This is a genomic window from Streptomyces endophytica, assembly GCF_026153355.1.
In the GTDB taxonomy this organism is placed as follows: Bacteria; Actinomycetota; Actinomycetes; order Streptomycetales; family Streptomycetaceae; genus Streptomyces; species Streptomyces endophytica.
The window spans coordinates 5,895,702-5,922,470 of sequence record NZ_CP110636.1 but is presented as its reverse complement, the minus strand read 5'-3'; the positions used below and the strand labels follow the sequence as shown (position 1 = coordinate 5,922,470).

Annotated in this window: 19 protein-coding genes and 11 pseudogenes; 10 read left to right on the top strand and 20 right to left on the bottom strand. The window is 68.2% G+C overall.

All coding sequences use genetic code 11. The features are described from left to right. Positions 1-10 precede the first annotated feature (10 nt). The 5 genes and pseudogenes from OJ254_RS26525 to OJ254_RS26505 all read right to left on the bottom strand — a co-directional run. Positions 11-610, bottom strand: a complete 600-nt coding sequence (locus tag OJ254_RS26525; protein ID WP_265364385.1) for a hypothetical protein — start codon at positions 608-610, stop codon at positions 11-13. Further along, positions 610-975, bottom strand: coding sequence for a hypothetical protein (locus OJ254_RS26520; RefSeq protein WP_265364384.1), 366 nt, complete (start codon positions 973-975; stop codon positions 610-612). The genes OJ254_RS26525 and OJ254_RS26520 overlap by 1 nt, the downstream gene beginning before the upstream one ends. Positions 976-1,111: 136 nt before the next feature. Then, positions 1,112-1,798: a LutC/YkgG family protein gene (locus tag OJ254_RS26515; RefSeq protein ID WP_265364383.1), complete on the bottom strand. Its 687-nt coding sequence runs from the start codon at positions 1,796-1,798 to the stop codon at positions 1,112-1,114. Beyond that, positions 1,795-3,296: pseudogene (locus tag OJ254_RS26510) on the bottom strand (lactate utilization protein B). The gene OJ254_RS26515 and the pseudogene OJ254_RS26510 overlap by 4 nt, the downstream one beginning before the upstream one ends. Before the next feature lie 100 nt (positions 3,297-3,396). Then, positions 3,397-4,134: pseudogene (locus OJ254_RS26505) on the bottom strand ((Fe-S)-binding protein); the annotation flags it as partial. 121 nt (positions 4,135-4,255) lie between these two features. On the opposite strand from OJ254_RS26505, the gene OJ254_RS26500 reads away from it, so the two are divergent. Beyond that, entirely contained in the window at positions 4,256-5,560 is a 1,305-nt protein-coding gene (locus OJ254_RS26500; RefSeq protein ID WP_265364382.1) for an MFS transporter, read from the top strand. Here the strand turns inward: OJ254_RS26500 and OJ254_RS26495 are convergent. From OJ254_RS26495 to OJ254_RS31195, 6 genes and pseudogenes are all read right to left on the bottom strand, one after another. Next, positions 5,561-6,618, bottom strand: a pseudogene (locus OJ254_RS26495) (NAD(P)-binding domain-containing protein); the annotation flags it as partial. 210 nt (positions 6,619-6,828) lie between these two features. After that, a pseudogene (locus OJ254_RS26490) lies at positions 6,829-8,033 on the bottom strand (LLM class flavin-dependent oxidoreductase). A 4-nt stretch (positions 8,034-8,037) separates the two neighbouring features. After that, positions 8,038-8,355 (bottom strand): hypothetical protein, encoded by a 318-nt coding sequence (locus OJ254_RS31800; RefSeq protein ID WP_423835966.1) that lies wholly within the window; start codon positions 8,353-8,355, stop codon positions 8,038-8,040. Between the two features lie 328 nt (positions 8,356-8,683). Beyond that, positions 8,684-9,556, bottom strand: a pseudogene (locus OJ254_RS26480) (ABC transporter ATP-binding protein); the annotation flags it as partial. After that, entirely contained in the window at positions 9,529-10,413 is an 885-nt protein-coding gene (locus OJ254_RS26475; protein ID WP_423835965.1) for an ABC transporter permease, read from the bottom strand. The gene OJ254_RS26475 and the pseudogene OJ254_RS26480, both read right to left, overlap by 28 nt. A gap of 332 nt (positions 10,414-10,745) precedes the next feature. Next, complete coding sequence (locus OJ254_RS31195; protein WP_341483733.1) at positions 10,746-10,841, bottom strand: putative leader peptide; 96 nt, start codon at positions 10,839-10,841, stop codon at positions 10,746-10,748. A gap of 145 nt (positions 10,842-10,986) precedes the next feature. Here OJ254_RS31195 and OJ254_RS26470 point away from each other — a divergent pair, with 145 nt between their 5' ends. Continuing rightward, positions 10,987-11,409 carry a secondary thiamine-phosphate synthase enzyme YjbQ gene (locus OJ254_RS26470; protein ID WP_265364378.1) on the top strand — a complete coding sequence of 141 codons (423 nt, stop codon included), beginning with the start codon at positions 10,987-10,989 and terminating at the stop codon, positions 11,407-11,409. A 1,031-nt stretch (positions 11,410-12,440) separates the two neighbouring features. Here the strand turns inward: OJ254_RS26470 and OJ254_RS31795 are convergent. Next, positions 12,441-12,554: pseudogene (locus tag OJ254_RS31795) on the bottom strand (IS982 family transposase); the annotation flags it as partial. 255 nt (positions 12,555-12,809) lie between these two features. On the opposite strand from OJ254_RS31795, the gene OJ254_RS26460 reads away from it, so the two are divergent. Continuing rightward, positions 12,810-14,294 carry an ApeA N-terminal domain 1-containing protein gene (locus tag OJ254_RS26460; RefSeq protein ID WP_265364377.1) on the top strand — a complete coding sequence of 495 codons (1,485 nt, stop codon included), beginning with the start codon at positions 12,810-12,812 and terminating at the stop codon, positions 14,292-14,294. A 309-nt stretch (positions 14,295-14,603) separates the two neighbouring features. Here OJ254_RS26460 and OJ254_RS26455 read toward each other — a convergent pair. The 4 genes and pseudogenes from OJ254_RS26455 to OJ254_RS26440 all read right to left on the bottom strand — a co-directional run. Beyond that, positions 14,604-14,955: pseudogene (locus OJ254_RS26455) on the bottom strand (transposase); the annotation flags it as partial. Between the two features lie 234 nt (positions 14,956-15,189). Beyond that, positions 15,190-17,202: a tetratricopeptide repeat protein gene (locus OJ254_RS26450; protein WP_265364376.1), complete on the bottom strand. Its 2,013-nt coding sequence runs from the start codon at positions 17,200-17,202 to the stop codon at positions 15,190-15,192. A 291-nt stretch (positions 17,203-17,493) separates the two neighbouring features. After that, positions 17,494-17,643: a hypothetical protein gene (locus OJ254_RS26445; protein ID WP_265364375.1), complete on the bottom strand. Its 150-nt coding sequence runs from the start codon at positions 17,641-17,643 to the stop codon at positions 17,494-17,496. Between the two features lie 354 nt (positions 17,644-17,997). Further along, positions 17,998-18,507 carry a helix-turn-helix domain-containing protein gene (locus tag OJ254_RS26440; RefSeq protein ID WP_265364374.1) on the bottom strand — a complete coding sequence of 170 codons (510 nt, stop codon included), beginning with the start codon at positions 18,505-18,507 and terminating at the stop codon, positions 17,998-18,000. A gap of 135 nt (positions 18,508-18,642) precedes the next feature. On the opposite strand from OJ254_RS26440, the gene OJ254_RS26435 reads away from it, so the two are divergent. Both OJ254_RS26435 and OJ254_RS26430 read left to right on the top strand, forming a co-directional pair. Then, positions 18,643-18,858, top strand: a complete 216-nt coding sequence (locus tag OJ254_RS26435) for a DUF397 domain-containing protein (protein WP_265364373.1) — start codon at positions 18,643-18,645, stop codon at positions 18,856-18,858. Between the two features lie 307 nt (positions 18,859-19,165). Then, positions 19,166-21,469: an ATP-binding protein gene (locus tag OJ254_RS26430; RefSeq protein ID WP_265364372.1), complete on the top strand. Its 2,304-nt coding sequence runs from the start codon at positions 19,166-19,168 to the stop codon at positions 21,467-21,469. A 12-nt stretch (positions 21,470-21,481) separates the two neighbouring features. Here OJ254_RS26430 and OJ254_RS31790 read toward each other — a convergent pair. Together OJ254_RS31790 and OJ254_RS26425 are read right to left on the bottom strand one after the other, a co-directional pair. Then, positions 21,482-21,636, bottom strand: a pseudogene (locus tag OJ254_RS31790) (IS256 family transposase); the annotation flags it as partial. Between the two features lie 4 nt (positions 21,637-21,640). Then, on the bottom strand, positions 21,641-22,024 hold the full coding sequence (locus tag OJ254_RS26425; RefSeq protein ID WP_341483786.1) for a DDE-type integrase/transposase/recombinase: 384 nt from the start codon (positions 22,022-22,024) through the stop codon (positions 21,641-21,643). Positions 22,025-22,271: 247 nt separating this feature from the next. Between OJ254_RS26425 and OJ254_RS26420 the strand changes: the two are divergent. The 5 genes and pseudogenes from OJ254_RS26420 (at position 22,272) to OJ254_RS26405 (ending at position 25,532) form a co-directional block, all read left to right on the top strand. Then, a pseudogene (locus tag OJ254_RS26420) lies at positions 22,272-23,143 on the top strand (IS5 family transposase). A gap of 70 nt (positions 23,144-23,213) precedes the next feature. Continuing rightward, positions 23,214-24,457, top strand: a pseudogene (locus OJ254_RS26415) (IS701 family transposase). Between the two features lie 99 nt (positions 24,458-24,556). Further along, a pseudogene (locus OJ254_RS31190) lies at positions 24,557-24,733 on the top strand (ParA family protein); the annotation flags it as partial. Between the two features lie 272 nt (positions 24,734-25,005). Beyond that, the gene (locus OJ254_RS26410) at positions 25,006-25,287 is read left to right on the top strand and encodes a hypothetical protein (protein WP_265365400.1); all 282 of its coding nucleotides are present in this window, start codon (positions 25,006-25,008) and stop codon (positions 25,285-25,287) included. Continuing rightward, positions 25,284-25,532, top strand: coding sequence for a hypothetical protein (locus tag OJ254_RS26405; RefSeq protein ID WP_265364370.1), 249 nt, complete (start codon positions 25,284-25,286; stop codon positions 25,530-25,532). Before OJ254_RS26410 ends, OJ254_RS26405 begins: the two co-directional genes overlap by 4 nt. Positions 25,533-25,592: 60 nt before the next feature. Here OJ254_RS26405 and OJ254_RS26400 read toward each other — a convergent pair whose 3' ends face one another. Both OJ254_RS26400 and OJ254_RS26395 read right to left on the bottom strand, forming a co-directional pair. Continuing rightward, positions 25,593-26,297, bottom strand: coding sequence for a GTP-binding protein (locus OJ254_RS26400; protein ID WP_265364369.1), 705 nt, complete (start codon positions 26,295-26,297; stop codon positions 25,593-25,595). Further along, the gene (locus OJ254_RS26395) at positions 26,230-26,703 is read right to left on the bottom strand and encodes a DUF742 domain-containing protein (protein ID WP_265364368.1); all 474 of its coding nucleotides are present in this window, start codon (positions 26,701-26,703) and stop codon (positions 26,230-26,232) included. Before OJ254_RS26395 ends, OJ254_RS26400 begins: the two co-directional genes overlap by 68 nt. Positions 26,704-26,769 lie beyond the last annotated feature (66 nt).

Sequence of the window (26,769 nt, the reverse complement as noted above, 5' to 3'; positions counted from 1 at the left end):
CGGTCCAGCGTCACCACCGCCCGCGCCGTGTGCACCGCCGACGGCGCCGGATTGCCCCGACCCGTCGCCAACGCCGCGCCCCAGCAACGGTGATGACCCCGCCCGGATCACCCGTGGCACCGTTGACCAGCACCGCCCGCAGTCCGCCCAGCGACGCCGAAGCCGGCGCCGCACGCAACAGCCCCCGCAGCACATTCGTCACCACGTAGGTGTTCGCCAGACCGAACGCGTCATGATCCGGATCCAGCAAGGCCTCACAGGAATGGATCTCGGCCTCCAGCAGCCGGGGATCCGCACCCGCCCGGGCCAGCGCCCCCAACACCACCGCGGTCACCTCCGGACGCGCCCCACTGCCCTGCGAACGCGCCGCCCAGCCACCTCCCGGAAGCCGCAGCCGCCACAACGTCTCCGCCACCTCGCCCGCGCGTATCCGCCCGTCGAACGGCGCGATGTCCAGCAGCAGATGCAGCCCGTACGCCGTGCCGAACGCCGTCGGATGCACCGGCGGTTCGTACTCCGCCAGGGAATGCGGCCAGCCCGTCAACGGACCGTGACCGGGCACCTCGATCACCGACAGCCCGCGCCGTAACGCCGCGTACGCACCGTCCATCAACTCCGGCAGCGAACCCGCCGGCGAGGCCACCGGCCCCGGCGGCGGCACCCGGCACCCGCCGCGGCCGCGGCCCGGGTCCGCACCAGCGCCGCCGACAGCCACACCACCGCACCCACCCCGACCCCGGCCGTCGCCGCCAGGCAGTACCGCGCCGCCTCACCGGCCAGATTCTGCGGCAGGATCCCCACCAGCGTCTGGAACACCGCGAACGCCGCCGCCGGCACGCCCAGCCGCGCCAGCCACGTCAGCAGCCGGGACGGAGCCGACGGCGGCCCGGCGGACGAGGGCGGCGGCCCCGGAACCGGCGCGGACCCGCCCCCGGCCACGCCGGAACGCCGTGCGCTGACCTCCTGCCGCAGCATGGTCCGCTCCCTCCCCCCGGGCGCCGGCCCCCGCACCGAGCGTGCGAAAGACATCCCGATCAGTGTAGGAATCCCCACTGACAACGGGTCGCACACCTGTCGCGGTCGCCCTCCGGCCACCCGCGGGACCCGCCCCTCAGCCCCCGCCCGCGCCCTCGCCCCCGGCCGCCTCGACCAGAACCACCTCCAGCGTCCGCGGACCGTGCACCCCCTCCACCCGGTCCAACTCGATGTCACTGGTGGCCGAAGGCCCGGAAATCCACGTCAGCGGCCGCCCGGGAACCAGCCGCGGCAACGCCTCGGGCACCGACCCGACCACCTGCCCGGGCGCCCGGACCACGCACACATGATGATCCGGCACCAGCGTGATCCGCCGTCGCCCCTGGTCAGGCCCGCCATCCAGGACGAGCGTGCCGGTCTCCGCGATCGCCAGCGCGCACCCCGTCACCGCACTGTCCACCGCATCCAGCTCCCGCGCCGTCTGCTCCGCACGGTCCTCGACCACCTCCGCCCCCACCTCGGCGAGCCACCCCGGCTCCAGCCCCCGCGGCACCACCACTCTCCGCGCACCCCGCTCCGCCAGCAGCCGGCCGATCAGCGCCGGCAGCCCGGCCGCATCACTGCGGTGCACCAACGCGCGGTAATCCGCCAGGTTCTCGGCCAGCAGATCCACCGTCTCCGCCGCCGTACGCACCCCGTGCACCCGCCGGTAGTCACGCACCAACGGCGGCTCACCCGGCCCCGCGCCGCCCGGCCCGCCGCCCCGCGGCCCCTCGGAGAGCGCCCGCCGCACCCGCGCCAACACCACATCCCTGCTGCTCACCCGGCATCTCCTTCCCCACGCGCCGGCTGGCCGGACGATCCGCCACGGGTCCGCCGCCACCAGTCACGGAACGACTCCGGCGGCACCACCGGAAGATCACGGGCCTGCGACCAGGCCCGCCCCGGCCCCGGCAACCGCCGCGGATGCAGCCCCCGTGTCCGCGCCGCCAGCCGCATCCCGCGGCGCAGCACCCCCGGATGATCGAACGCCCAGGACGCCGCCCGCATCGCCGCCCGCTCCGCGGCATGGCCTTTGGCCGGTTTCAGTACCACCCGGGCCCCGTTCCGGACACCCGGACCGCCCTCCACGACCCGCTCGCGCAGATGCACCAGCACCTCCGGGATGTCGATGGCGACCGGACACACCTCGTAACACGCCCCGCACAACGACGACGCATACGGCAGCGACTCCTCCAACGGACCGGCCAAACCCCGGAGTTGCGGCGTGAGAATGGCGCCGATGGGCCCCGGATACGGCGACCCGTAGGCATGCCCACCGGCCCGCTCGTACACCGGACACACATTGAGACACGCCGAACAACGGATACAGCGCAGCGCCTGACGCCCGACCGAATCGGCGAGCGTGTCCGTCCGCCCGTTGTCCAGCAGCACCAGATGGAACGTCCGCGGCCCGTCCCGTCCACCGTCCCCGTCCACGTCGAGGTGTACGGATTCATCCGCTCCGCGGTGGACGAGCGCGGCAGCAACTGCAGGAAGATCTCCAGGTCCTGCCACGTCGGCACCACCTTCTCGATGCCCACGACCGAGATCAGCGTCTCCGGCAGGGTCAGACACATCCGCCCGTTGCCCTCCGACTCCACCACCACCAGCGTGCCGGTCTCGGCCACCATGAAATTCGCCCCGGAGATCCCGACCTTCGCGGTCAGGAACTTCTCCCGCAGATGCAGCCGCGCCGCCTCCGCCAGCTCCGCCGGCGCATCGGACAGCCCCTCCGGCGCCGGACGCCCCCAACGGCCCATCTCCCGCCGGAAGATGTCACGGATCTCCGCACGGTTGCGATGGATCGCCGGCACCAGGATGTGCGACGGCAGATCCTCCCCGAGCTGCACGATCAACTCCGCCAGATCCGTCTCGTACGCCCGGATCCCGGCCCGCTCCAACGCCTCGTTGAGCCCGATCTCCTGCGTCGCCATCGACTTGACCTTGACGACCTCCCGCTCACCGGTCTCCCGCACCAGCTCCGTGACGATCCGATTGGCCTCCGCCGCATCGGCCGCCCAGTGCACCCGGCCACCCGCCGCGACGACCGCCGCCTCCAACTGCTCCAGATAGCGGTCGAGGTGGAGCAGCGTGCGGTCCTTCACCGCGGCCCCCGCGGCCCGCAACTGCGCCCAGTCGTCCAGCTCCGCCACGGCCCTGGCCCGCTTGTCGCGGATGGTGTGCGTGGCGTGCGTGAGGTTCGCGCGCAACTGCGCATCCCGCGTCGAGCCGGCCGCGGCCCGCGGAAAGGCCGGCATGCCGAGATAGGTCCCACTCATCGCCCGCCACCTTCCGTCCCGCGCCCACTGTCCCCGGTACCGGTACCTCTCGCCGAGCGATCCGTAGGGGGCTCTCCTCCGTACTGGCCTCCGTACCGGCTTCCGTACCGGCCAGGATCTCCGCGATGTGCACCGGCCGGACCGCCGCGCCCTGCCGCGTCAACAGGCCGCCGATGTGCAGCAGACACGAGTTGTCGACCGTGCACACCGCCTCCGCCCCGGTGCCGAGCACATGCCGCACCTTGTCGGCGCCCATCGCCACCGAAACCGCCGGGTTCTTCACCGCGAACGTGCCCCCGAAACCGCAGCACTCCTCGGCACCCGGAAGCTCCCGCAACTCCAGCCCCTTCACGTGCCGCAGCAGCCGCAACGGACGGTCGCCCAGCCCCAGCATCCGCAGCCCGTGACAGGTCGGGTGATACGTCACCGTATGCGGGTAATACGCGCCGACGTCCTCCACTTTCAGCACGTCCACCAGGAACTCGGTCAGCTCATACGTCTTCGGCACCGCCAGCGCCGCGGCCTCCGCGAGCTCCCGGCCGCGCCCCTCGGCGGCCGCCTTCGCCCCGATCCGCGGGTAGTTGTCCCGCACCATCGCCGCACACGAACCGGACGGCGTGACCACGTAGTCGTACTCCCGGAACGCCCGGTCGAAGCGCCGCACCAGCGGCTCGGTCGCATGCCGGTAGCCGGTGTTGAACTGCGGCTGCCCGCAGCAGCTCTGCTCCTCGGGGAAGCCGACCTCCACCCCCAGCCGCTCCAGCAACGTCACCACCGCCCGGCCCGTCCGCGGCTGCAGCAGGTCGTTGATACAGGTGACGAACAGTGCTACGCGCACGTTGCCATCTCCTTTCGGCCGCTCCGGCCTCTGGCGGCCATCCGCTTCCGCGGTACATGATCACCTGTCGGCTCATCCTGCCCCAGCAGCCGGCCGAGGAGAAGAACCGGAGCGGAGGACCATGTCGAACGCCGAAACACTGACCGCGGACCGGGCGCCGGACGGCGGCCGCCCGGCCTCCCGGCTGCGCCAGCTGGCCGCCGCCTCCATAGGCAACGCCGTCGAGTGGTACGACTGGTACGCGTACTCCTTCCTGGCCGTCTACTTCGCCGACCAGGTCTTTCCCAAGGGCGCCGGCAACTCCCTGGTGCCGCTGCTCTCCACCTTCGCCGTCTTCGCCGTCGGCTTCTTCATGCGGCCGGTCGGCGGGCTGCTGATGGGCGCGGTTGCCGACCGCCGCGGCCGGCGCACCGCACTGACCGTGACCATCCTGCTCATGGGCGGCGGCAGCCTGCTCGTCGCCCTCACCCCCACCTACGCCGCCACCGGCCTCCTCGCGCCGGTGGTGCTGGTCCTCGCCCGGCTCGTCCAGGGGCTGTCCGTGGGCGGCGAATTCGCCGCCTCCACGACCTTCCTCGTTGAGTCCGCCGGGCCGGGCCGCCGCGGCCTGTTCTCCAGCTTCCAGTACGTCTCCACGACCCTCGGCCAGCTCCTGGCCTCCGGCACGGCGGCGCTGCTCGCCGCGCTGCTCACCGAACAGCAGATGGCCCAGTGGGGCTGGCGGGTGGCCTTCCTCGGAGGTGCGCTGCTGAGCCTCCTGGGCCTGTGGATCCGCCGCGGCGCACAGGAGACCCGCAGCGCCGAACAGCAGGCCGGCGACCGCCCCGGCCTCTTCGAGGCGCTCCGCCGCCACCCCCGCCAGTCCCTGCTGATCTGCGGCATCACCGCCGGCGGCACCATCGCCTACTACACCTGGACGACCTACCTCCCCACCTACGCCCAGGTCAACGCCGGCTTCGACAAGGGCGACTCACTCATCGTCGGGACCCTCTCGCTCGCGTTCTTCGCCCTGCTCCAGCCGCTCGGCGGCCTGCTCTCGGACCGCATCGGCCGCAAGCCGCTGCTGCTCGGCTTCTCGCTGGGCTTCGCGGTCCTCGCGGTTCCCCTGCTCCACCTGGTCACCGACGCGTTCGTCTCCCTGCTGCTGGTGCAGTGCGCGGGCATGGTGCTGCTCACCGGCTACACCGCGGTCGCCGCGGCCGTGAACGCCGAGGTCTTCCCCGCGCGGGTGCGCGCCGCCGGCATCGGCTTCCCGTACTCCCTCACCGTCGCGCTCTTCGGCGGCACCGCCCCGTACGTCGGCACCTGGTTCAAGCAGGCCGGCCACGCGGGTCTCTTCTCCTGGTACGTGTCCGCGCTCTGCCTGGTCTCGTTCGTCGTCTACCTCACGCTTCCGGAGACCTCGCGGGAGAGGCTGGACCGGTAGCGCCAGGAGTCGGCGGATGTCGTGCACGGCCGCTCGCCCGCGCGGTTGGCGCCGATGGTGCTGGCGGAGGGGCCGTAGCCGACCAGATGGACCCGGGGGTCGCGCAGTGTGCGGGTGCCGTCCATCCGTATGCCGCCGCCCGGCTCGCGCAGCTTCAGTGGGGCGAGGTGGTCGATGGCCGCGCGGAAACCGGTCGCGTAGAGGATCACGTCCGCTTCCACCCGACGGCCGTCCGCCCAGACCACACCGGTCGGCGTGATCCGTTCGAAGAGCGGGAGTCGCTCCAGGACGCCGCTCTCGCGGCCCCGCCGGATCGTGTCCGTCATCGGCAGCCCGGTCACGCTCACCACGCTCCGCGGCGGCAGGCCCTGCCGGACCCGCTCCTCGACGAGTGCCACCGCCGCCCGGCCCTGCTCCTCGCCGAACGGGCCCTCGCGGAAGACCGGCGGCCGCCGCGTCACCCAGGTCGTGGCGGCCGCGACCGGCGCGATCTCCAGCAACTGCTGCACGGCCGAGGTTCCGCCGCCCACCACCACGACCCGCGCACCGCGGAACTGCTCCGGTCCCTCGTACCGGGAACTGTGCAGCTGCCGGCCGCCGAACGTCTCCTGCCCGGGGAAGCGCGGCCAGAACGGCCGGTCCCAGGTGCCGGTCGCATTGATCAGGGCCCGCGTCGCGTACCGCCCTTCCGACGACTCGACCAGCAGGCGCCCGTCCGCGCCCGCGCGGACCGCGAGCACGCTCACCGGACGGTGCACGCGCAGCCCGAAGGTCTGCTCGTAGCTCTCGAAGTACGTGCCGATCACCTCGGACGACGGCCGCCCCGGATCGGCGCCGCTCAGTTCCATCCCGGGCAGCGCGTGCATCCCGTGCACCTTGCCGTACGTCAGCGACGGCCACCGGAACTGCCAGGCGCCTCCGGGGCGGGGGGAGTGGTCGAGGACGACGAAGTCGCGGTCGGGCCGGTAGCCCACCCGCTGCAGGTGGAAGGCGGAGGCCAGGCCGGCCTGGCCTCCGCCGATCACCACGACGTCGACCTGTGTGACCTCGGTGTCGATGGCGCGGCGTGCGGCAAGGGTGCCGTGTGTGGCGAGGGCGCTGCGTGTGGCGAGGGTGCCCAGTGCGTCCGATGCCGGGACCGTGCCCGCGCCCGCCCCGATGTAGTTCATGTTTCTACTAACCGGGGGAGGGGTGATCTCTTCCCGGCCGTGTCGCTACCGGGGTCCGGGGGCCCCGATCGCGGCCCCGGACCCCGGCCCCACCGGCCCTCAGCGCCCGCCCGCCACCAGTAGTGGTGCCCCGCCCGGTGCGGAGGCCGGGCGGCCGTTCGCTGCCGGTACCGCGTCCAGTGGGGAGGGCGCGGCGGGGAGCAGGCCGCGGGCGGCCAGCTCGGGCCGTACGCCCTCGCCGAACCAGTACGCCTCCTCCAGGTGGGGGTAACCGGAGAGCACGAAGTGCTCGACCCCCAGCGCGTGGTACTCCTCGATCCGGTCCGCCACCTCGGCGTGGTTGCCGACCAGCGCGGTGCCCGCACCGCCCCGCACCAGCCCGACCCCGCCCACAGGTTGGGCGCGATCTCCAGCTTGTCGCGGGAGCCGCCGTGCAGGGCCAGCATCCGCTGCTGGCCCACCGACTCGCTCTTGCCGAGGGCCTGTTGGGCGGCCGCGACGGTCGCCGGATCGAGGTCGTCCAGCAGGCGGTCGGCGGTCGCCCACGCCTCCTTGGAGGAGTCCCGCGAGATGGTGTGCAACCGGATGCCGAACCGGACCGTGCGCCCCTCCTTCTCCGCGAGTCCCCGGATCCAGTCGATCTTCTCCTTCACCTGCGCGGGCGGCTCGCCCCAGGTGAGGTAGACATCGACGTTCCGTGCGGCGACCGGGCCCGCGGCCGCCGACGACCCGCCGAAGAAGATCTGCGGCAGCGGGTCCGGTGGCAGTGCGGTCAGACCGCCCTCCACCTGGTAGTGCTCACCCCGGAAGTCGAACGGCTTCCCGCTCCACGCACCGCGTACGACCTGCAGGAACTCGTCCGTACGGGCATACCGCCGGTCATGGTCGAGAGGGTCCCCGAACCGCTTCTGCTCCGTCGAGTCGCCGCCCGTCACCACGTTCAGCAGCAGCCGCCCGCGCGAGATCCGCTGGTACGTCGCCGCCATCTGCGCCGCCAGCACCGGCGAGATCACCCCCGGCCGGAACGCCACCAGGAACTTCAGCCGCTCGGTGACCTGGGTGAGCGCCACCGTCGTCAGCCAGGCGTCCTCGCACCACGTACCGGTCGGCGTGAGGACCGCCTCGAACCCCAACTGCTCGGCGGCCTTGGCGATTTGCGCCAGGTATGCGACGTCCGGTGCCCGTACGCCGCTGACCGGGGTGATGCGGTCGCGCCGGATGCCCCCGTCGGTGTAGGCGTGCCGGTCGACGAGCGTCCGCCCGTCGCCGCCGGTCGGCAGGAACCAGTGAAGGTGTACGGACATGGTCTCACTCGGCCTTTCCGTGGGCGGGCGTGTGCTTTGCGTCGGTGCGCGCGGTCTTTCCGTAGGTGCGCGGTGCCGTGTCCGACGGCGGCAGGTCACCGTTGAAGCGCGGATCGACGAACTCCCCGAAGTCGAAGGACCGGGGGATGAGCTTCAGCTTCGCGAACTCGTTGACGATCTGGTTCTCGGACGCGATGGCGCCCTTGTCGACGGCGACCTGCACCGCCGTCCCCCGGGTGCGCTCGACCGCCTCCAGCGCCACCTTCTCCGGCAGCCCGGTCTCCTTCGCCCAAGCCTCCAGCTCACCGGCGGCCCGCAGCAACGCCTCCGAACCACCCTTCTGGTCCCCGACGTTGAGCGTCAGCGATCCCTTGCCGTCGGTCCCGCTGTCGGTGCCCCCACCGGCCCCGCCGGCCCGCGACGCACCACCGCAACCGGCCAGCAGCAGGGCGAAGGGGAGCAGCAGGGCGGCCGGTGTGAGGTGGCGTGATCTCATGGGGCTTCCGTTCCGTTGCGGTTCGCATTCTGGTTCTCGTTCTCGTGCTGGATGGGGGCTGTTCGGCGTTCCGGTGCTCGCTGTCGTCTTCCGGTGCCGCTTCCGGTGCCTTGCCCAGGACCGGCTTCTCCGGCTCCCGGGCGGTGAGCTCCGCCGCCTGCTCGGTGTCCTCCGTGACACCGAGCCGGGCGAGCAGGCGGGCCCGTAGCGCGGCGAATCGCGGATCGGAGATGTCACGCGGCCGCGGCAGGTCCACCGCGGTCTCGTACGCGATCCGCCCGTCCTCCATCACCAACGCCCGATCGGCGAGCAGCAGGGCCTCTTCCACGTCGTGGGTGACCAGCAGCACCGCGCAACCGCGTTCCTGCCACAGCTCGGCCACCAGCCGCTGGGCCTTGATCCGGGTCAACGCGTCGAGCGCGCCGAACGGTTCGTCGAGCAGCAGCAGATCCGGCTCCCGCACCAGTGCCCGGGCGAGTGAGGCGCGCTGCGCCTCGCCGCCCGACAGCGTCTTGGGCCAGGCGTCCGCCCGGTGCCCGAGACCGACCTCCGCCAAGGCCCGCACGGCGGCCTCACGTTCGGGTCGGCCCGGCAGGCCCAGCAGCACATTGCGCCAGACCTTCTTCCAGGGCATCAGCCGGGGCGCCTGGAAGGCCACGGCCTTGCGGCGCGGGGCCAGCACCTCGCCGCCGATCTCCCGGTCGAGCCCGGCCAGCACCCGCAGCAGCGTCGACTTCCCGCAGCCACTGCGTCCCAGCAGGGCCACGAACTCGCCCGGGCGGATGGTGAGGTGCAGCCCGTCGATGACCACCCGGTCACCGAAGGCGCGCACCAGCCCGTCCACCTGCACGGCCACCGAAGGGGAGGAGGACACCGACGTCGACGGTCCAGCCGCGTTCGCCGCCCCGGTCCCGCTCGGCTCCTCCGTCCGCTCCTCCGTCCGCTCCTCCGACCCCTTCTCCGATCCCTTCTCCGTCCGGTCCTCCGTCGCCGGGCCGGTCACTGGCCCGTGAATGTCGGTCGCCATTGCAGCAACAGCCTTTCGAGAGTACGGACGATGAAGTCGGCGAGCAGCCCGAGAATTGCGTAGACCACCAGGCACACCACGATCACGTCGGTGCGGAAGAATTCCCGTGCCTGGTTCATCAGGAAACCGAGGCCGTCGTCGGCGTTGATCTGCTCACCGAAGACCAGCGCGAGCCATGCGGTGGCCAGCGAATAGCGCAGCCCGGTCATGGCGCCCGGCAGCGCACCCGGCAGTACGACGTGCCGGATGAGGCCCCAGCGACTCAGCCCGAGCGACTCTCCGGCTTCCACCAACTGCGCGTCCACACCACGGATCCCGGCGTACACATTCAGATACAGATGGAAGGCCACACCCAGCGAAATCAGTGCGATCTTGGGCGCCTCGCCAATTCCCAGCCAGATGATGAACAGCGGAATGACGCCCACCCAAGGGATCGAACGCAACATCTGTACGGTCGCGTCGACCAGGTCCTCACCCAGCCGCGAAAGCCCCGATGCGAGCGCCAGTGCCACGCCCGTCACTCCGCCCAGCAACAACCCCACGGCCACCCGCTGGAGCGAGACCAGCATCGCCGAGGGCAGCGTCCCGTCCCCGAGCAGATCCCCCGCGGTGGCGGCGATCGTCCCGGGCGACGCCAGCATGCCCTCCTCCAACACCCCACTCGCGCTCAGCACTTGCCACACCACCAGCAGCGCTACGGGCCCCACCGCCCGCCGCACCCACCGCGGCACCGACCGCCCCCGCCGCGAAACGGGCACCACCCGCTCCAACGGTGAGCCGACAACTGCCCTCCTCGACTCGGCGGAGGAACGGGGGACGGGCGGGGCATGAGCGGGCAGCGCTTGATCAAGAGACACGGACACTCCAGTGCGGGAGGGCAGGGGAGGGGGAGAGAAAGGGAGAGAGCGGAATGGGGACGACGCAGCCCCACGAAAAGCCGGGTGAGAAAAATGCGCGAGCGCGAGGGGAAGCCGTAGGGAAATCGCCGCGAGCCGAACAGAGTTCAGACACCGCTCAGCCAGAGCTCAGTCAGACCTCAGCAGAGCTCATACGGAGCTCATGCAGAGCTCAGACCGTGATCACACCACGTTCAGCCGGAGCCGGAAGAAGAAGGCGGGCCAGAAAGAGACCTGAGAAGACCTCGAAACCCTCGCGCCCGAAGAGCCCGACGCGCCAAGAGGCGGAGGCGTCAACAACACCCGGCCGCACCGCGATGACACGCGGCGGATGCCACCCGCAGCAGGTCGATATGACCGCGCGTGGTGAGGAGGGGTGAAGGAGACATGTTGCTGAACGTAGCGGTGCGCTCGGAGCGGGGTCAAACGTCGTCTCGGGTGGTGGACCATTGTTTCCGCGGTGTTGAAACGACATTGCCGCCCGCGCCCGCCGCCTTGCGGACCAGGGCGTCCGTCCCGTACGAAAATGAACGCATGAGCTCTGCATTCACCAGCCGCACCCTGGACATCACCACCGGCTCGACGGAGACCGTCGCCGACCTCACCGCCGACTGCGCCGCCTTCCTCCGGGATGCTGCCGACGGCCGTGACGGCCTGCTCAACGTCTTCGTCCCGCACGCGACGGCCGGCATCGCCGTACTCGAAACCGGCGCCGGCAGCGACGAGGACCTCCTCGCCGCCCTGCACGACCTGCTCCCCTCCGACGACCGCTGGCGCCACCGCCACGGCAGCCCCGGCCACGGCCGGGACCACGTCCTCCCGGCCCTGGTCCCCCCGCACGCCACCCTCCCGGTCATCGCCGGCCGCCTGGCCCTCGGCACCTGGCAGTCCGTCTGCCTGGTCGACACCAATATCGACAATGCCAACCGTCAGGTGCGGTTGAGTTTCCTCGGGTGACTTCCTTCCGAGGAGCAACTTCGGCAGTCGGTGGATGGCTGAGGGCTGTCCCGCATTCTCTCGTGTGCCCGGAGGGATTACGGGACAGCCGTTAGCTTGATCTTTAACCTCGGGGGTCGAACGGCTTCTCGGGCTTGATCGCTCGTCTGGCAACAGGCGTACGGCGGGCGGCCTTCGGTTGAGCACGTGCTCCGACCAAGAACCCACATGTCCAGCACGTAGGCCGAGGGGATGTGGCTGCTGCATCACGCGGTCCGGCAGGATCCGTTCGCGGAACTGCCAGGCTTTCGGGGGAGTTCTACTCGTGTCTGACCATATGTGCGAATGTGTTGTTTGAGCTGGCCGACGCCGTGCTGTGCGCGGACGGCCTGGTCCGATTGCTGGTGGAGCTGTCGTTGTCGAACTGAAGGTCCAGGACTGCACACTGCACGTCTGGCTCGGCCTCAGGGAGGTGGACGTCCGGATAGCCTGCGACGATTTCGCCCGCCTGTTGTCCCACACCCTTCCGCACACCGATTGCCTGGTTGGTGACGACCACGTACTGCTCCGCCTGCACGGCCATCCCGAGGCGGATCCCGTCTGTCCCCTGGCCCTAGCGGGCATGGAAGCCTACGTCTCCGGGCCGCTGGACCACCGACGGCCCGCTGGGGAAGTCGCCGGCGGGCCCTTGGGAGCACAGGACGAGCAACTGTACTCGTGAGTCCGCTCTGCGAGTCGAACCAATCGACTCCGACCGCCATGACCACTTCAAGTTTCGCCGCGCCGGTATGGGCCGCGCTCTCAACCGCCCCGAACGCGCCGCCAGCTGGAAGCGGCTTGACCAGTTCACCTCGCGCCTCAAAGGCCTGCGGCAGGAGACCTGGGGCCCAGGTCGTCGAACGCGCGGTGCGTTAGGAGAAGGCGGGCCCGTCAGCTCCAGGGGCGGGCCGAGCGCAAGGAGGACATCGGCGGCGGTAACCTGGCCCACCTCAACGACAACAGCTCCGCGATGCGCTATCTGCGTCACCGCTACCGTCACATCGTCGTCGACGCAACTCCGAGTGACTCAGCTTCGGCGGCCAGATCGGAAGCCGGGCGATCCAGGCCCAGCCATCGTCGATCTTCACGTACAGTGCGGTCACGAGGCTGTCCAAGTCTGTCGTCACAAGCGGATCTTGATCACTCTTGGCTCATGATGGCAGACATTCGGAAAGACTCGTCTAGAGTCCAGCAACTCGACTCTAGGTAAGCCGGGGCACATCAATGCCGCCATCAGACCCGGAGCGATTTCATCAGCGCCCGGAGCCGCGCCTCGTCGCCATTTACGGTTGACCTCTTCCCCGCGACACAACCCAGGAATAATTGGGAAGGGCGCGTGCGTGAACTCGCGAACGTTCCAGACGACAGGGAAGGTGATCGCGATGGGCAGCGACCCGCTGAATCTCGACGCATCAGGCGAGTGGGCTGGCTTGTGGTGGCTGCCGGAAGAGCCTGGGCACCAGGTACCAGGCGTGCTCCGCTACGAGCCCGAGTGCGGGTTGACGCTCTCATTGATCGGTGCGTTCGAGGACCGAGTCACGACGACGCCTGCTCCCGGTGTGCTGATGGTCCATGAGGGCCGTCGAACGTGGGGTGTGATCCATGGTGCCGCCGATCAACGCGAGATCAGCCTCTTCGGCTGTTTTCCTGACGGTGGTCAGCGGACCTTCGGTGCACGGGTAAAGACCCCCGACAAACAGACTGTTGTGGCAACGACGGCACTCATTGGGGCGCACGTCGGCGGTGAAGACGAGGCGGCGTTCTCCACAACAGAGGTGTCGGTTGAGGATCTCGGGCATTGGGCGGCATCGTCAGTGCTCGAGGGGTTCCTGAGTGCGCCCGGCGGGCGTCCTGATGGGAGCGGCACCATCTCCGTTAAGCCCGTGGAGGTGCAGTCAGTCGAAGTCGATGGGACTGCGTTCGTGCTCGCGCACCGCCACACTCTGCCTTTCTTCGATCAGCGTCGGGGTGGAACCGTTGGTCGCATGAGTGATACCACGTACATGCAGATCACCCGGCGCGAGGCGTCCTCATTGAGTGATGCGATTGGCTATGCCCGGTTGATACAAGACCTGATCTCCCTCGCCACTCATCGTGCTGCGGGCATGATCTGGGTACGCCTGAAACTTGCCTCGAAAGACGCTGTGTCGGAGGACAGCGGGCTGCGGCTGGATCGGAATGTCGACGTGATGTACTCGCCCTTTGTGGTCGGGAAGCATGATGCGAAGGCAGCCGCTCCTGATCGTGTGTTCTTCACGTGCGAGGCTCTACCTTTCGAGGAGATCATCCCCCGCTGGTGCGATGTGCACGAGCGGCTGAAGTCCGCGACGAACATGGTTCTGGGGCTTCGGTACGCGCCAGCACGTTACGTCGAGAATAATCTTCTGACGGCGGTGGGAGCGGCTGAGGTGCTGCACCGTGGCTTGGACATTGACGAACCGCCGATCCCATCATCGGATTTCAAACCGATGCGCGAAGCGATGCTGGCTCAGGTGCCAGAGGAGCATAGGAATCGGATCCGCGGCTCCCTCCGCAATGACCCGACACTTCGAGATCGGTTGTACGCACTCGCGGCCCGCCCCGACCAGGAGGCGCTGTCCACGCTCCTGCCTGACGTGGACCGGTGGGCCAGACGGACAACTCGAGCCCGAAACGACCTGGCACACGAAGGGCGAACCCCCAACCACGAGCTCGAGGAGCTGATCGTCATTGTGGACGTGACCACCGCGGTGGTTATTCTGAATCTGCTGAACGAACTTGGGCTGCCAGCCGAACGTCAACGAGAGATCGCGCGTTACCATCCGCAGTTGCGCGCTACTGCCAGGAGCGCGCGGGACTGGCTGAGCAAGTCCGAGGCGGACTCCTAAGTCGGATCGTTCGGCTTTACGGGTGGAGGAAATCTCCAAGCCACTGGTGACGCACGTGAGGCCGCACTCGATCACGGGTGTCGCTTTCCGACAATCATGGAAAACTCCCTTGGGCGGTGCCGGCTCGGCACTGGCAGCGCCCCAGGGCGGCACACGAAGCCCGAAAATGATCCCTGACTAACTGATCACTTCAGTAGTAGGGTCGGGCGTCTCCTCAAGCAGGCTAAGCTTCAGGCGAGTTGGAGTTCGGCACATATCGTAGCGGATTGGCAGGCGTTTGAACGAGCGGAGCCAGGCGAAGGTGCGCTAGACGACCCAGCGGGTCTTATCCAGCCCGGAGCCGTGGACGGTGCGCCTACGGGCGATCTTCGGTGTGATGCCGCGGGCCCGGGGAAGGCGGCGCTACTTGTCGTGGCCGCGGTCGGCGACCGACTGGCCGGGCCGGTGACGCGGACGGCCCCGACTCCGCGAATGCGAGGTATCGCGTCCAGTAGCGGCACCAGCTGGGTGACGTCATGGCGGTTTCCGCCGGTCGGCGAGATCGCCAGCGGTGTTCCGTGCCGGTTGGCGATCAGGTGGTGCTTGCTGCTGGGACGCGCGCGGTCGACCGGCGAAGGAGCGGTGTGAGCCGCTCTTTGAGAGTCCTGGCGTGCGAGCCGTCTGACGGCCGGCTCTCGCCCAACCTGCCAAGCCCTCAAACGCAGACTCACTTTGAATGATCAGTTAAGAACCCGGCCAATGCGAAACACGCCTGCCACCAGAAAGCTGATACGCCGGCACTACGCCGCCGCAACCGCGAGCGTGACCTCGGACCTTCTGAATCAGGACAGTTACGCCGAGGGTGTCGGAGCCCGAAACGGCGCGAGTAGTGGAGGAGTTCGTGGGCAGGGCGAGCCTAGGCTTGTTCGGCTTCCAGGCGGGCCAGGTACTCGGTAGCCGTGGGAGTCTCGGCTGCACCGATGCGTTGGTAGATGGCCACAGCTTCTCGGAGGCTGATGATCGCGGCCTGGGCGTCGGTACGTGCTTGGCAGCGGGCCGCTCCTTCGAGGGCGTGTGCTTCCCCGAGGGGACTGCGTACCTGACGTGCCAGGAGGAGAGCTTCCTCATACGAAGCTAGCGCCTGCTGCGGCTGTCCAGAATCGGCTTGAAGATCACCAGCGATCTTCAAGGCTTTCGCCTCACCTTGCACATCACCGATCCCCCTGAATAGATCCAGCGACTGCGCCGCCAGTTCCATCCCATCGGTAACGTTTCCCATCTGAGACCGCAGCACGCTCAGGTCTAGGAGGGTATGGGCTTCGCCGGGACGGTGGCCGAGAGTGCGGTAGAGGTTCCGTGCCTCCTCGCCCAATTCGATTGCCTTTGCGTACTCACCCGTCATCCGTCGCACGCACCCGAGAGCCTGGAGGGTGTTGGCTTCGCCGGGGCGGTGGCCGAGGGTGCGGTAGAGGTTCAGTGCCTGCTCGCCCAGTTCGGTTGCCTCCGTATATTTGCCCGTCATCCGTCGCACGCGTCCGAGCGCCTTAAGAGTGTTGGCTTCCCCGAGGCGGTCACCGAGGGTGCGGTAGAGGTCCAGCGCCTGCTCGCCCAGTTCGGTTGCCTCCGTGTACTCGCCCGTCATCCGCCGCACGATTGCCAGGTCTTGGAGGGTGTTGGCTTCGCCGGGGCGGTGGCCGAGGGTGCGGTAGAGGTCCAGCGCCTGCTCGCCCAGTTCGGTTGCCTCCGTGTACTCGCCCGTCATCCGCCGCACGATTCCCAGATCCTGGAGGGTCTTGGCTTCGCCGAGGCCGTCACCGAGGGTGCGGTAGAGGTTCAGTGCCTGCTCGACCAGTTCGGTTGCCTTCGCGTACTCACCTGGCGTCCATCGCACGCGCCCGAGCTCCTTGAGGGCGTGGGCTTCGCCGAGGCGGTCACCGAGGGCGCGGTAGAGGTCCAGTGCCTGCTCGCTCAGCTTGGCTGCTTCCGCGTACTCGCCCGTCGTCCGTCGCACGCGCCCCAGGTCCTGGAGGGTGTTGGCTTCGTCGAGGCGGTGGCCAAGGGTGCGGTAGAGGTCCAGTGCCTGCTCGCTCAGCTTGGCTGCTTCCGCGTACTCGCCCGTCATCCGTCGCACTATGCCCAGGTCCTGAAGGGCGTGAGCTTCGCCTAGACGATCGTTGGTGTTGTGTGCAGTTGTGGCGGCGGCCTGGTGGAGGGTTGCAGCTTGGTCCCAGGGGCCTTGAGCACGCAGGTAGGTGGCCATGGCATCGGCGAGGGCGATGAGGTACGTGGGTTGGGTGTGGTGTGCGAAGGCGAAGAGGTTGTGGCACTCGGTGCGGATCCAGGCGAGGGCGTCTTCGCGAGTGGCCAGTTTGGGTGCCGAGCTGGGGGCGGTGGTGGTGCGCATGTGATGGCGTGGGGTGGTGTTGAGGTGCTGGTCGGCGGTTTGGGTGGTATGGGTGTAGTAGGTCACGAGGCGTTGTGTGGCTTGGGTGCGGGCTTCTTCGGGGTCATGGGCAGTGAGGGCGTGGGCGTATTGGCGGAGGAGGTCGTGGAGGCGGTAGCGGCGGGGGGCGGGTTCTTCGATGAGGTGATCGGTGTAGAGGGTGTCCAGGTGTCGTCGTGCCCTCGCGAGAGGGGTGTCGGTGAGGGCGGCGGTGGCATAGGGGTCGATATCGGGGCCGGGATGGAGGCCGAGGCGGCGGAAGAAGTGCTGGAGGTGGGCTGGGAGGGCGTTGTAGGAGAGGTCGAACGCGGCGGCAACCGCGCGATTGCCGGCTTCGAGTTCGCTCAAGCGGTCTTGCGCGGTGGCGAATTCGGCCGTGAAGGAGGCGATTTCCCAGGCAGGGTGGTGGGACAGGCGCGCAGCGAGCAGAGTGATGGCCAGTGGCAGGTGCCCGCATAACCGCACTGCTTCAGTGACCGGACTCAAGCTGGCCGCGGTGGGTTCGCGACGGGCAAGGCGGGTGAAGAGACGGGCGGCCTCGTCGGGGGCAGGGGGCGAGGGGGAGAGGGTGGGCCCCGTCGAGGGCGATAAGGCGTCGGCGACTGGTGACCAGGACCAGGCAATGCTCGGAGGCGGGTAGGAGTGGTTCAACCTGGTCGGTATCGGCGGCGTTGTCCAGGACCAGCAGCACGCGCCGGCCAGCGAGTCGGTCCCGCCACAGCGCCGCGCGCTCTTCCATGGTGTTGGGCAGGTGTTCCGGGCTGATGCCGATGCCGATCAGTAAGGTGGCCAGGACTTCGGAGGGGGCAGCGGGGGTTGGCCGGCGGTGTGGGCGTGGAGGTCGACGAAGAGTTGCCCGTCGGGGTAGTGGTTGGCTAGCTGGTGGGCGGCGTGGGTGACCAGCGCGGTCTTGCCGACGCCGGGCATGCCATCGACTGCGTGGATGGTCAGGACGGGGGCGTTGCTGTTTTCGGCTGTATGCAGAAGGCGGTGGAGTTCGCCATCGCGTCCGGTGAAGGCGGCCGTGTCGCGGGGCAGGGTGTTGCGGAGGGCGATCGGAGCCGGCCGGAATGAGGCTTGGTAGGTGATGTGTTGGGTGTTGTGGTCGCCTATTTGCACGCCGGTGCTACGGCGCAAGTCCATTAGTCCAGGTCCTCACGTGCGGGCGAGTGCCAGATCTTCGGTTTCGCTCCGGAAGTTCCGCGGGGGCGGCAGCTGGCCGTCGAGTGATGCACCGGGCCGAGCCATCAGGCGACGAGTCCGGTCAGGAGCGAGATGGGATCAGAAAGCAAAGTGCTGGGTGTTGCCGTTGCCAACTTGGACACCTGTTGCACCACGCAGATCGATCCGCGCTGGCGTAGATCCGCTGTTTCTCGACGCGTCACTCGAATCATCGGAAACATCATCCTCAGGAGATTCGGTTGACCGGCGCGGCTCCTGTTCCTGGGAGGAGCCCTCGGAACTTCTTGTGGCACTTGTCGCTACTGCCGTAGGCGAGACTAGTGGCGGTAGCTGCCGTGGCGGCCGGGCCAGAGTGCGGGCGGCGTGGTAGTCCCGCCAGCAACGCCATATCGCGTCACCCGCGTTAAGGATCTGCTCGGCCAGTCGCGCAAACTCCTCCGTCGGTGCGTGGCGGCCCGATTCGATGTGGCTGATGTACGAAGGATCAAACCCCATGGCCCGGGCCAGGCCCCGCTTCGACAGACCGTGGGCTTCGCGCTGCAGAGTGACCTCGGCGGCGAACGCCGCGCTCGCCAGCTCCATGCCGGTGTGTTGTTGCTGTTCGTCCACGCAAGTACCCTTCCATGCCTGCCGTGAATGATGAGTGAAGATGAATGACAGTAGCTCACCGTGACCTCACGTTACCCCTCAACGCTGTGCTTATCCCGTGGTCGCTGACTGGGCGACCGGAACACGGGAGGAAACATGATGGCATTGCTCGTAGCACCGCCGAATGACGAGGGCTGGTTCAAGAGCACCTTTAGCGCGGGTACAGGGAACTGTGTCGAGTTCCGGTTCGTTGAAGACGGTATTCAGCTGCGGGACGACAAGGAGAGCGACAGCCCGGTGCTGACTTACAGTGTTGCCGAGTGGGATGCCTTCCTGCTGGGAGCGTTCAACGGCGAGTTCACCATCCGCTAACCGCGCATGCGGCGCTCACAACTGGATCAAGTGTGGGGCTCCCTGACCGGGTAGCCCCACCCGCATGCTTTTCAACTGCGACAAGAGTCGTAACAAGCCGAATGTCGGCCGGTGCCATGTTGGGACCTGCCACAGGCGACTACGCTCCGGGATCAAAGAAGCGGGCTGAGGCCGGCGCAGATCCGAAGGGGGCGGACGTGACACGTGACCAGCCGGACGGCGCTGTGCCGGGGCGGGTCGGGGATACGCACTCGCAGCTGTCCGGGCAGGCTGAGAATGTCGTGCAGGCGGGTGCCGTCAGTGGGGAGTGCACTTCCACCACAGCAAGGTTCCCGAAGCCCAGGTGCCGCGTCAGTTGCCCCGGGATGTGTGGGGCTTCGTCGGCCGCGCGCAAGAGCTTGCCAGCCTCGACGCGGTGCTAGGGCAAGGCGGTCAGGAACAGCGGCCGTCGGCGATCGTCGCGATCGCCGGCACCGGCGGAGTGGGCAAGACCTCGCTCGCGCTGCACTGGGCTCACCGACTCCGCCCCCGTTTCCTCCACGGTCAGCTCTACGTCAACCTCCGTGGCTACGGGCCCGAAGCGCAGGTGAGACCGGCTGATGCACTGGAACGCTTCCTGCGTGCCCTGGGCATGCCCGCGCACTCGATCCCGTCCGATCTGGAGGACCGATCAGCCCTCTACCGTTCCCTTATTGCCGATCGGAAAGTGCTGGTGGTGCTGGACAACGCCGCAACCGCAGGCCAAATCCGGCCGCTGCTTCCCGGCGGGGACGGCTGCCTGGTCATCGTCACCAGCCGCTCCCGGCTGCCCAGCCTCATCGCCCGAGACGGAGCCTACCGCCTCAACCTCGAACCCTTCACACCCGAGGAAGCCATAAGCCTGGTACAGGTCACCACCGACGGCTACCGCGAAGCCGACAGCCCCGAGGAGCTCGCCGAACTCACACGCGCCTGCGCACACCTGCCCCTGGCAGTCCGCATCGCCGCCGAACGCGCCGCAAGCCGACCCCACCTCAGCCTGCGTGACCTCATCGACGACCTTCACAACGAATCCATGCTTTGGGAGGCTCTCTCCAGCGACGACGGCGACGAAGCCGACTCCGTCCGCGCCGTCTTCAGCTGGTCCTACCGCGTCCTGCCCGCACAAGCCGCTCGTCTCTTCCGCCTCCTGGGCCTGCACCCCGGACCCGAGTTCAGTGCCCACGCCGCCGCCGCCCTCAGCGGCCAACCGACCGAAATCACCAAGAGCCTGCTCGACCTACTGGTCGGCTCCCATCTGCTGGAGCAGCTCACACCCGATCGCTACCAGTACCACGACCTTCTGCGCGCCTACGCCGCCGACCAAGCCCACCAGGAAGAACCCCCCGAACACCAGCTCCGGGCCTTAGACCAGGTGCTCACCTGGTACCTCCACTCGGCGGTATCGGCCACGGCAGCCATCAACAGTATTTATCCGCCACTCCCGTTGGACCCGTGTGATGGCGTGGTGAACCCTCAAGCGTTCCAGGACCAATCAACTGCTCTGCGCTGGTACCAGGCTGAAAGAGGAAATCTGCTTGCTGCCACACAGCTCGCCAGCGACCACGGCCTGGACCAAATCGCCTGGCAGCTCCCCGCCGTGCTACACGGCATCCATGCCGACCGGCCTCCCTTCGAGGGATGGTTCACGATGGGCGAGATCGGTCTGCAAGCAGCGCGACGGCAAGGCGACAAGACAGGTGAAGCGCTCATCCTAGCCACACTGGGCGCCGCCTGCCGCAATGCCTACCGCAAGAAGGAAGCCGTCGAGCACTACCAGGCAGCATTGAGGATCTGCTGCGAGACCGGCGACCTGGAGGGGCAGCAACAGTCCATCAACGCACTCGGCATCCTGCACCTTCAGCAGCATCAGCTCGACCGGGCCCTTGAGCACTTCAAAGCCCTCGAAGGACTCGCCGGCCAAACCGCAAGCCTCTCCTGGCAGGCAGTGGCAACAGGGAACTTCGCCACCACCTACGTGGAACTCGGCGACCTCAACAGAGCTGCACACCTCGCGGCTCAAGCACTCGATGCCTGCCAGCACCTCAAAAGCGATCTCGGCGCTCACATCGACCCCTTACTCGACCTCAGCACGGCTCATCGCGGGCTCGGCCACCCTGAGCAAGCACTCGCCTTTGCCCAACAAGCCCTCACCATCGCGCAGGAACGCGACAACCTGATCCTCCAAGGATTCGTCTTGTTGGTACTTGGCCACGCCCAGCGCGCCAACGGACAGCGCGCTGAAGCTCTCGAGTCCTATCAGCACAGTGCAGTGCTGCACCGTCAACTCCGTGACCGGGACCGCGAGGCGCAGGCGCTGGACGCCATCGGCGAGACCTACCAGGAACTCGACTGCATCGAGGAAGCCGCCGACTTCCACCGGGCGGCGGTCGCCATGCTCCGGACTCTCAACAACCCCTGGTACCTGGCACTGGCCCTCGAACATCTCGCAGACGCGCTCTCCGCGACAGACGGTGAGCAAAGTCGGCGCCATCGTGAAGAGGCTGTCTCACTCATCGAGCAGTACAACGATCCGAAGGCTTTGGCGATGCGCGAGCGTCTTACCGCCGCCTTGCACAAATCGCGCAGCTAGCGAGGCTGGTCTTCACGTGGTGTTGAGCCGGTCCTCGAAGAAGGGTGAGAAGCGCCTTTTTCCAGTGTGCCGTGACGTGGTGGATGTTGCGTCCTGGGGGGATCGGCTCGCGAACGGCAAGGTAGAACATCTAACGCCGCTTGCTCGGAGGGGAAGTGATCGCGGTGCGAATTACCTCCCGCAGCTGGACGACAGCCTGTTCGACCTGACCAGCGTCTCGACGGAGCCCTGGTGCTCGATCAACTCGGGCTTGAAGGAGCCGTTGAGGGCATCGGTCATGACGTTGTCATAGCTGTCGGCGACGGAGCCGACCGAGGCGGTCGCGCCGGCCTCCAGCAGGCGGTCGCCGTGGCGGATAGAAACGTATTGCGAGCCGTGGTCGCTGTGATGAATCCGACCTGAGCCCTTCTTGATGCCTCTCCGCCACAGGCCCATCTCAAAGGCGTCCAGAGGGAGGCCGGTGAGCATGAGGGTAGCAAGCTGCCATCCTGCGATCAGGCGTGAGTAGATGTCCATGACGAAGGCGACATGGATCCAGCCCGACCAGGGGGATATTGGTGAGGTCTGCGACCCAGAGCTGGTTCGGCCGGCTCGCTGCGAAGCGGCGGTTGACCAGGTCCGGCGGGCGCGAAGCGATCGGTACCCTGGCTACCATGACAGTTGTCCTAACGGAGCTCCGCGGACACCAATATCGACAATGCCAACCGTCAGGTGCGGTTGAGTTTTCTCGGCCAGTGAGCTTTGACCACGACGACTGACGACTGTGGGACGGTCGGCTGCGACGACAACTAGGCAGTTTCGTTTGGATCAGTCGGTCGTTGGTCCGGGTGTGGCATTAACTGATGCGCAGTGGGCGCGAATCGAGCCGTTGCTCCCGGACCGGACGCCGAAGCGGGGTGGACGCTGGCGTGATCACCGGGAGGTGATCGATGCGATCGCCTTCAAGTTCCAGACCGGAACACAATGGGTCCACCTGCCGGAGAAGTATGGCAACTGGCGAGGTGTCTACAACCGGCTGCGGATGTGGGCCCTGGATGGCACGTGGGAGCGGGTCTTCACCGCGCTGATGGCCCAGGCCGACGCCGACGAAGACCTGACCTGGGCGGTGTCGGTGGACTCCACGATCGTGCGGGCCCACCAGCATGCGGCCGGGGCCCGCAAAAGGGGGTCCCGGCCAAAGAGCCGGCCGGTCACGCCATCGGCCGGTCCCGCGGCGGACTGAGCACGAAGATCCACCTTGCAGCGGACGCGGGCTGTCGCCCCCTGGCCTTCGTGCTCACCGCCGGACAGGCCGGTGACGGCCCCGCCTTCACAGAGGTGATGGCCTGCCTGCGAGTTCCCCGCCGCCGCGGAAGGCCGCGGACCCGGCCCGATGTGGTCCTGGCCGACAAGGCCTACTCCTCCCGAGCGATCCGTGACCACCTGCGCAAACGCGGCATCCGGGCAGTGATCCCGGTCCCGGCAGATCAGCGTAAGCACCGGCTGCGTCGCGGCAGCCAAGGCGGCAGGCCACCGGCCATCGACCGCGAGACCTACAAACAACGCAACACCGTCGAGCGGTGCATCAACCGCCTCAAGCAGTGGCGCGGCATCGCCACCCGCTACGAAAAGACCGCAACCATCTACCTCGCCGGCCTCCACATCGCAGGCATATTCCTCTGGTCCGCCCGATGATCCAAACGAAACAGCCTAGTACTCCAGTCAGAAATCGTTGCCTGAGCTGGTTGGCTTCGTTGTTCAGGGCATGGTGGGGGTGGATGAGGCCGGTCTGTGGGCGGCCGAGCTGGAGTCGGTGTTCGCGCGGGTGGCCGGTCGGTTCTCGCGGGTGGATCTGCGATGGCGGATGCGGGACTACGTGCGGGGCCTTCTGGCGCCGGTTGAGCGCAAGAACGGCTGGCAGCTGGCCGAGTATGCAGGTCACCGCGGACCTGCCGGCTTCCAGCATCTGCTCAACGGTGCATCTTGGGACGCCGACGCACTCCGGGACGATGTGCAGCAGTACGTCGCTGACCAACTCAATTGTCCGGACGGTGTGCTGGTCGTGGACGACACCGGCTTCCTCAAGAAGGGCACGACGTCGGCCGGTGTCCAGCGGCAGTATTCCGGCACGGCCGGCCGTACCGAGAACTGCCAGATCGGAGTCTTTGCCGCCTACGCCACGGCCAAGGGACGGGCACTGGTGGATCGGGAGCTCTACCTGCCGAAGTCCTGGACCGGTGACACGGATCGGTGCCGGGCGGCAGGCATTCCGGACAACCGTGGGTTTGCGACCAAGGGCAAGCTGGCCCGCGCGATGATCCTGCGGGCACTGGCCTCGCCCCTGCCCATCGCCTGGGTGACCGACGACTGTGCCTACGGCCAGGAATGGCGCATGCGCCGCACCCTGGAGGAAGCCGGTGTCGGCTACGTCCTGGCCGTGCCGAAGTCCCAGCAGCTCCACGCTCCCTTCGCGCGGATCGACCACGCCATCGCCCAGGCACCACCGGATGCCTGGGAGCGGATGTCCTGCGGCGAAGGCGCCAAGGGCCCGCGGGTCTATGGCTGGGCCGCCGCCCGCCTGCCGGCCATCGACGTCTTCGACGGCGACACACCGACGCACCAGCGGTGGATGCTGGCCCGCCGCAGCCTGACCAGGACCGATGAAATCGCCTACTTCGTCGCCTACGCGCCCAACGGCACCACGGTCGCGGACCTGGTCCGGGTCGCCGGATTCCGCTGGGCGATCGAGGAAGCCTTCCAGGCCGCCAAGAACGAGTGTGGCCTGGACCAGTACGAGGTCCGCCGCTATCCAGGCTGGTTCGGCACATCACCCTGGCCATGCTCGCCCACGCTTTCCTGAGTGCCCTGGCAGCCCAGACCACCGAAAAGAGGGCAGTAGAAACGACACCACCAGCACCATCCCCATCACGGTGGCAGAGGTCCGGCGGCTCCTGGACGTTCTCCTTCCCCACCCCAGACCCGACAACGACCCCATCGCGCACGCACTGAACTGGTCCCCACTGGCGCAGACACCACCAAGCCACCGCCCGACACTGCCACTACCGAAGAAGGGCCGGCTCAGGCAACGATTTCTGACTGGAGTACTAGGTGCCCGCCCTTTCTCGCTGGCGTGCGGGTGAACCACGAAGCCGTGCCCTCGTGCCGACCGAAGCTGGACGATCGCGCCCGTTATTGTCAGCTCTCGTGCCGTTGAGCTGTGCGTTTGTGAACCTCAAGCCGGGCGTCGGGAAGACGACGAGTGCTGTGTGGCTGGCCCATGCCCTTCATGAGTCGGGCCGGTCGCCTCTGCTGGTCGACGGTGACCCAGCCGCTTCCGCGCTGCGCTGGAGCGAGCTGGCCGGTGGCTTTCCGTTTCCGGTGATCGCTCTGCCGGTGGGGGATGTCCACCGTCGCGTGAACGACTTCCTTGGCAACCGGGAGGCCGTCGTGCTCGATGCGCCCCAGTTGGAGGACCATCCCCGCATTACCCGCAGCATCATGAGGTACGCCGGTGAGTGGATCGTGCCCGTGACCCCCGCCCCATCGAACTGGACCGGATGGCACCCATCCGCGGCGAGATGGCGGACGTGCAGTCCCTGCGTGCCGAGCCGGCCCGCACGGCGGTCCTGCTCAATCGCACCAACCGTCCCGATGCCACGCGCACCGGGCCCGATGCCGACGCTCGCGAGGCACTCACCGAGCGGGGTTTTGAGGTGCTGAGCACCCAGATCGCGCGACTCGACCTGTACGCCCAGTCATTCGGGAACCCGGTCCAGGCCAAGGGGTCGGCGTACATGGACTTCGCGGAGGAACTGATCAAGCGTCAGGACGAGGCATGAGCCAGCGCAAGGAAAGCTACCGCGTGGCATTGCAGCGCGGACAGGACGTTGCCGCACCCCGGCCCACCAAGGTCACCACGCTGCAGAGCAGATATCTCCGGGTGACCGTCGAGGTGGATCCCGACCTGCGAGGTGATCTGACGCGATGGGTGGTATGGCCGGTCTCCTCGGCAGTGGGCGTCGGCACGGCCGTCCTGCGTACCCTGGCCGCCACCGTCGGCAGGGCGTCCCGGCCTGGAGGCTAGGCTGATTGGCTCCGCCCGTGCATGCGGTGACGACGAGCTGCCGATTGCTCCTCGGGTCCGTCAGGCAAGAGCCTTTGCCGGGACCGGCCGGACCGCGCCCGTGTGGCCCGAGAGGTCTCCGACGGGTTCGCCCCGCTCAGTCCCCGTAGCGCCCTCCGCCCGTGAGAGGGCGACCTCCAGTACGACCAGGAGGGCGTCCCGGACCGAGCCGGTGGTGCGGGCGTCGAAGACGATGAGGGGGACGTGGTCGGAGACGTCCAGGGCCCAGCGCACCTCGTCGAGGTCGTGGTGGACCTCGCCGTCGAAGGCGTTGACGGCGACGGCGAACGGGATGTTCTTGTGCTCGAAGTAGTCGACCGCGGCGTAACAGTCGTCGAGCCGGCGGGTGTCCACGATCACCAGGCCGCCGAGGGCGCCCTCGACCACGTCGTCCCACATGAAGCCGAACCGGTCCTGGCCCGGGGTGCCGAACAGGTAGAGCTTCAGCGTCGGGTCGATGGTGATGCAGCCGAAGTCCATGGCGACCGTGGTCGTCGTTTTGCCGGGGGTGTGGGAGAGGTCGTCGACCCCCGCCGCGACCTCCGTGATGGCGGCCTCCGTGGTCAGCGGCCGGATCTCGGAGATGGCGCCCACGGCCGTGGTCTTGCCGACGCCGAAGCCGCCGGCGATGACCAACTTGACCGGTACCGGCGGCGGTTCAACCGCTGTCACGGAGTGTGTCCCGCGAGTCGGTGTCCCGTGAGTCGGGGACGGCACGGAGACCATCGATAACCCTTCGCAGTACGGAGATGTCCTGGGTGGTGCCGGCGTGCGGGACGTGGACCGCCAGATGCCCGGCGGCGCGCAGGTCCTCCGCCAGCACCCGGACCACGTTGAGGTGGAGGCGCAGCCGCGCGGCCAGTTCGGCCACCGACTGCGGCTGTCGGCAGGCGGCGACGATGTCGTGTTGTTCGAACGAGAGGGAGTCCAGGACGGAGATCCCGGAGGCGGTCGCGACGATCTGGGTCTCGACCGGGAGCGGCGGGCCGGTGCCGCCGCCCGCCACCCGGCCGGCGGTCAGCAGGAAGGGCCGGATCGCGGACGCGCGGCCGGCCGGCTCCGACGGGTCCGGGGCGCTGCCCGCCGACTCGTTCGGTGACTCGTTCGGTTCTGGTTCACCGGCCACCATCATGATCCTCTTCTCAGCGCCCGCAACCGCAGTGATCCTCTTCCGGTGCCGGCCGTGACCTTGTGGTCA

Bases quoted from the DNA above. Each gene is read 5' to 3' on its own strand.
- OJ254_RS26525 (WP_265364385.1), bottom strand. From the start codon at position 610: ATGGACGGTGCGTACGCGGCGTTACGGCGCGGGCTGTCGGTGATCGAG.
- OJ254_RS26520 (WP_265364384.1), bottom strand. From the start codon at position 975: ATGCTGCGGCAGGAGGTCAGCGCACGGCGTTCCGGCGTGGCCGGGGGC.
- OJ254_RS26500 (WP_265364382.1), top strand. From the start codon at position 4,256: ATGTCGAACGCCGAAACACTGACCGCGGACCGGGCGCCGGACGGCGGC.
- OJ254_RS31195 (WP_341483733.1), bottom strand. From the start codon at position 10,841: ATGTCTCCTTCACCCCTCCTCACCACGCGCGGTCATATCGACCTGCTG.
- OJ254_RS26470 (WP_265364378.1), top strand. From the start codon at position 10,987: ATGAGCTCTGCATTCACCAGCCGCACCCTGGACATCACCACCGGCTCG.
- OJ254_RS26460 (WP_265364377.1), top strand. From the start codon at position 12,810: ATGGGCAGCGACCCGCTGAATCTCGACGCATCAGGCGAGTGGGCTGGC.
- OJ254_RS26445 (WP_265364375.1), bottom strand. From the start codon at position 17,643: ATGCCCGGCGTCGGCAAGACCGCGCTGGTCACCCACGCCGCCCACCAG.
- OJ254_RS26435 (WP_265364373.1), top strand. From the start codon at position 18,643: ATGATGGCATTGCTCGTAGCACCGCCGAATGACGAGGGCTGGTTCAAG.
- OJ254_RS26410 (WP_265365400.1), top strand. From the start codon at position 25,006: ATGGCACCCATCCGCGGCGAGATGGCGGACGTGCAGTCCCTGCGTGCC.
- OJ254_RS26405 (WP_265364370.1), top strand. From the start codon at position 25,284: ATGAGCCAGCGCAAGGAAAGCTACCGCGTGGCATTGCAGCGCGGACAG.
- OJ254_RS26400 (WP_265364369.1), bottom strand. From the start codon at position 26,297: ATGGTCTCCGTGCCGTCCCCGACTCACGGGACACCGACTCGCGGGACA.
- OJ254_RS26395 (WP_265364368.1), bottom strand. From the start codon at position 26,703: ATGATGGTGGCCGGTGAACCAGAACCGAACGAGTCACCGAACGAGTCG.